The following is a 5115-nucleotide window of genomic DNA, read 5'->3' as shown; positions in this document are numbered from 1 at the left end:
ATCTCGAGATAGTTTACTTCTACCGATCGGTTAATTCAATTATTCATACAACAAATATATTGAATTAATCTTGCTTTGGTGAACTATGCAAAGTTAGAGCATTTCAAGTACAAATTTGCTCCCATCCACATCTTCACAAAGGAGGTCGAAGATCACCGTACGCTGTTCTATTACTTCCGGTTGGATTTCTTTATCGAGATAGGTCAGGTCTTTCACCTGACGTTCGCCCTCAAGCGTGGCATTGATAAAGTCGATTGCTACTTGCTTTTCACCGAAAACGGTCTTGAAGCCCTTGTCGAGCATGATGTTCACATACTTTTCCATAAGTCAATAGTTTTAGTTGTTTATTACCCGATAATAGGTAACAGGACAAATGTAGGAAATATTTTATTTAATCCAACCGCAGAAGAAGATTATTTGATTCAAATGATAGAAATAATTGAGCTATCTGCTAATTATAGGATGAACCAATTAGTGACAGTGTCTTCAGGCTGTAGGCCTGTAACAAATTAGCCCAGGGTTCGAACCCTGGGTCCCCTTGAATCCTTCTCTTTCTGAGGCACCCTGTAGGGTAGGGGCGGAAAAGCAGGAGCGAGTTTTCATAAACCCAGGGTTCTAACCCTGGGCTGGTTTGTTAAAGCCTTACAGGCTTACATTAACATCGTAAAGGCGGTTCACAAACCGCCCCTACCAACGCACAACATTCATATCTGATAAATTCTGAACCATATCATAAATTCAAAACAGTTCTTAAAAAATCAGAATTCCCCGTCAAAACTACGAACATCTCGTAATTATATCTATATTTACGACATCAAACATTCTAAATCGGGACTTGTATGAAAAACATATTAAAATACCTATTATCCTTCTGCGTTATGCTTCCTCTGTTCTCTTCTTGCAAAGGAAACATGAGCAAAAACGAGACTAAGAACTATTCACTCCAACCGGGAGAAAAACGTATCGTCATTCCGATAGATGATAATACAAGTTGTTATAGCATGTCCATGTTTTCTTACATTACTCCTGAAGGGATTCCTTATCTGAGTTATGAAAATGAACAAACCAATGAACTAAACTTTTATCGGCTCGATTCCTGCAAACTATCCCACAAGATCAAAATAGCCATGGAAGGTCCCGATGCAGTCGGACGCTTCATCGGTCATACAGTTATCGATCTCGACAATATCCTGATATTTAATCAATTCAAAATATCTAAGATTAATAAATCCGGAAAAATTCTGGATAAATATGACCTGATAACCGACACTCAAATGGCTCTTGCCCATCCTCCTACGTCCAAAGTTTACGCACCTATGATCCTACAGGATTCCTCTATCTATTTATATCAGGCTTTAAAGTTTTCCGACAAACATTATAACGGAGACGATCTTGAGAAATATCCATTATGTATAAAAGTCAATATGCAGACAAAACAAACGAAAACTCTGCCACTTACCTATCCCAGATTGTGGGAAGCAAAAAATGAAAACGGTATCTTCACATGCAGCAGAGACTATGACGGAACAAATTTTGTCTATTCATTTTTCATCAGCAACTCTATTCATGTCACCAACGACAACAAGACATTCAAAGAATATCCATGCAAAAGCCGATACATAAACGGTTCTCCTAAAAATCATACTGCACCCGACATTAAAACAATACGGAAAGAATCTATCGAAAACGCTTCATACGGAAATATCATTTATGATAAATACCGGAAAGTCTATTACCGCTTCTTCCAGCCGTCATGCGAGGTAAGCCCCAACGAGAATATTACCGACCTGATGAAAACCGGAAAGAAATTTTCTATCATGATTTTAGATAAGGATTTTAAGGTAATCGGAGAAACTTTATTCCCAGAAAATATCTACATCCCAGTGATGTTCTTCATCCTCAAAGATGGCTTGTATATTTCCGACAACAATTTCCAGAATCCGGAATTCAATGAAAATGTTTTAAGTTTCAGAAGAATGGATTTAATAGAACTCTAAAACAATTAATCTCAAATAGAACAGTTATGAACACAGCCGCTTGTTTATTTAATTCTCCCTATAAGGTCTCCCTCTTATTATTGATCGTACTATGTTTGAGTTGCACCTCAAACACAGATACAGAAAGACACCAGAAAAACCGTAATAACATAGTCAACATACAAGAAAGAATAAAAGAAATTAACACAGAAGAAAACCCAATCACAGCCTGGGGGATTCCCCATATATTGGGCGATTACTTATTGGTAAGTGACTATAAATCACCTGACAAACTCGTATATATATTCGATAAGAACAATTTCAAATACATTACCAGTACAGGAGACAGAGGTCAAGGGCCGGGAGAAATCTCAAACATGGGCCGAATTGCAACGAATGAAGCAGAACAAATTTTTTACCTGACCGATCACGGCAGTGAAAAAGTTCTTAGCTTCCGGCTGGATAGTGTACTGTTAAATCCGGATTACATTCCTTCCGTAAAAGCGAATATAAAAACAGAATTATTTCCATTTAACTATCAATATGTCAACGATACACTCTCTTACGGATTATTCTGGGATGTTACAAACAACGGTGATTACAAACCAATTGTAACCAAATGGAACATGAACACGGGAGAAATCATCCCCATGAAATACAGCGGACATCCGGAATTAAAAAGAAAACGAGTCAGTTTCGCTGTATCGATAGAAAACGGCATCTATGTGGAATGTTACTGGTATAATGACTTAATGTCAATCTGTAACCTGAACGGAGATTTACTCTATAATATATATGGTAAGATATGGGATACCAAAACGACAAATGAAGATCTTTACTTCCAGGATGTAATGTTCTGCAAAGACAAAATAGTAGCGAGTTATTGGGGAAGTAATAACTTCTACAAGAAAAAGAACGGAGAATTAAGTTCGAACTATCCCGACAAATTCCTCATTTTCGATTTAAACGGTAACTATCAGAAAACTCTGAACATAGGTTCGCAACTCCTTTCCTGTTGCTATGATAAAGAAAACAACCGTATTATCATGAACCTGGATGGCGATATACAATTCGGTTATCTGGACCTGGATGGGATTATTGAATAGTCAAAATCCCTATACCAGTTACCTGCCTCAGCAAATTCATCAATTATAATTGACAAAACACAAATTCAAAGCCATTTTATCAATTATAATTGACAAAATTGATATATTTGCAAAAAGCATCCATTATGATTGATAAAACTCACTTCAAACGGGAATATATAAAACGCCCTGTTTATACAGAACGTATAAAGCCCTTTTTAGGGAAAGATATTATAAAAATCCTGGTAGGACAACGCCGGGTAGGGAAAAGCTATATTATGTATCAGCTAATGGATTATATAGAAAATACTTTTCCGGATTCGCATATCATTTATATAAACCGGGAACTGAAGCCTCATGAGTTCATTCAAACAGATGATGACTTATACCAGTACGCACATTCAAACTTGCAGGAAGGTAAAAAAAATTTTCTATTTATTGATGAAGTACAGGAAATACAACGCTTTGAATATGCTTTAAGAAGTCTTCTGGCAGAAGGTGTTTGCGATATCACCTGTACGGGAAGCAATGCCTCCATGTTGTCCGGAGAACTAGCTACACATTTAGCCGGAAGATACATTGAATTCCCTATCCACAGCCTCGGATATGAAGAATTTCTTCGTTTTTTCAATTTGGATGACAACAATCAAAGTCTTTATAAATACCTGACAATCGGAGGTATGCCCTATCTGAGAGTAATAGGAACAGAGGAAGCATACGCTTTTGAATATTTACGGAATGTATATTCGACCATTTTGCTGAAAGATGTCGTCGCCCGTGAAAACATTCGGAACGTTTCATTTTTGAACGACCTCGTTGAATACTTGGCCGATAATATAGGGAATCTATTTTCAGCTTCCAATATATCCAAATACCTCAAATCCCAACGAACGACCGTGTCAACCCAAACGGTTCTGAACTATCTGAATCCATTACTCAACGCTTTTTTTATACACAAAGTATCCCGGCTGGATATCAATGGACTAAAAATTTTTGAGATCGGAGACAAATATTATTTTGAAGACTTAGGACTGCGGAATGTAATCAGAGGTTGCGATTTGAATAAAGACATTCAGAAACTATTGGAAAATGCAGTGTATTTACATCTACTATGCTCCGGTTATGACGTAAAAGTAGGTCAGCAAGGCAATTATGAAATTGATTTTGTTGGAATAAAAAACGGAAGCCGCATATACATACAAGTTGCTTATCTAATTCTTGACGAAAAAACGAGGGAAAGAGAATTCGGTAATTTAATGAATATTCCAGACCATTACCCTAAATATGTTATCAGCATGGATGAATTCAATGCCGGTACAAACGACAAAGGTATCAAACAGTTACATGTACGCGATTTTCTAAAAATGGAAATCTGAGGCATAGAGCTGTACAAAATATCTTATATGGAGAAAGTTTTATCTATTCTTTTCTGTATGATGATATACTATATATTTTATTAGAGAAGATGGATTATACATAAGTTGCAGTCATTTCAAAAATCCAGATTATGATGATAATACTCTTTGCTTTCAGAAGATAGAGTTAATAAAAGTAGAATAAAATCTAACAAAAACAACTAGTTTGCTTTGTATATAAAGCAAACTTTAGCGATATTTGCACTATATACAGTGCATGATTATGGAAAAGCGGGTTATAAAAGCTATTATCGCGGAGCGACAAAAAGAAATCAGCGAAGAAGTCGAGGTACTCCCTGTCTGGAAATGGTTGCTTACTGAATAACTTTTACTGATACATATATATCTTTTATTATGAACTCAGGACTCTTTTCTAAAAAAGTTTCCATTCAAATTTGCGTTTGATATATATTGAACGAATAAAACACATATATGCTCTTTGCGTTTGACAATTGAATTCCTTTCGTTTGATATATATTAAACGAATGGTTGTTTGGGAAGTTTTTGGCAAAACTAGAGGATGTAAATTAAACTGTGTCAGCAAGGAATAAAGTATTAACTTTGCTAACACAGTTTTTTTTATGAAAGAAGAATTTGATTTCGAGAGTATCAAGAACAAGGCCATTGAACAGCTGAAAG

3 protein-coding genes and 1 pseudogene are annotated in these 5115 nt (G+C 36.1%); 3 read left to right on the top strand and 1 reads right to left on the bottom strand.

Going from position 1 to position 5115, the window contains the following annotated elements; translation table 11 throughout:
• Positions 1 to 99 precede the first annotated feature (99 nt).
• Positions 100 to 324, bottom strand: a pseudogene (locus NBH14_RS28525) (PD-(D/E)XK nuclease family transposase); the annotation flags it as partial.
• Positions 325 to 839: 515 nt separating this feature from the next.
• Between NBH14_RS28525 and NBH14_RS28520 the strand changes: the two are divergent.
• The 3 genes from NBH14_RS28520 (at position 840) to NBH14_RS28510 (ending at position 4437) form a co-directional block, all read left to right on the top strand.
• On the top strand, positions 840 to 1997 hold the full coding sequence (locus NBH14_RS28520; RefSeq protein WP_186962082.1) for a DUF4221 family protein: 1158 nt from the start codon (positions 840 to 842) through the stop codon (positions 1995 to 1997).
• 26 nt (positions 1998 to 2023) lie between these two features.
• The gene (locus tag NBH14_RS28515) at positions 2024 to 3082 is read left to right on the top strand and encodes a 6-bladed beta-propeller (protein WP_186962083.1); all 1059 of its coding nucleotides are present in this window, start codon (positions 2024 to 2026) and stop codon (positions 3080 to 3082) included.
• 125 nt (positions 3083 to 3207) lie between these two features.
• On the top strand, positions 3208 to 4437 hold the full coding sequence (locus NBH14_RS28510; RefSeq protein WP_186962084.1) for an ATP-binding protein: 1230 nt from the start codon (positions 3208 to 3210) through the stop codon (positions 4435 to 4437).
• Positions 4438 to 5115 lie beyond the last annotated feature (678 nt).

Origin of the sequence: Parabacteroides caecihominis (genome assembly GCF_023656785.1) — a bacterium.
Classification (GTDB): Bacteria; Bacteroidota; Bacteroidia; order Bacteroidales; family Tannerellaceae; genus Parabacteroides; species Parabacteroides segnis.
This window is presented reverse-complemented; position numbering and strand designations above follow the sequence as displayed.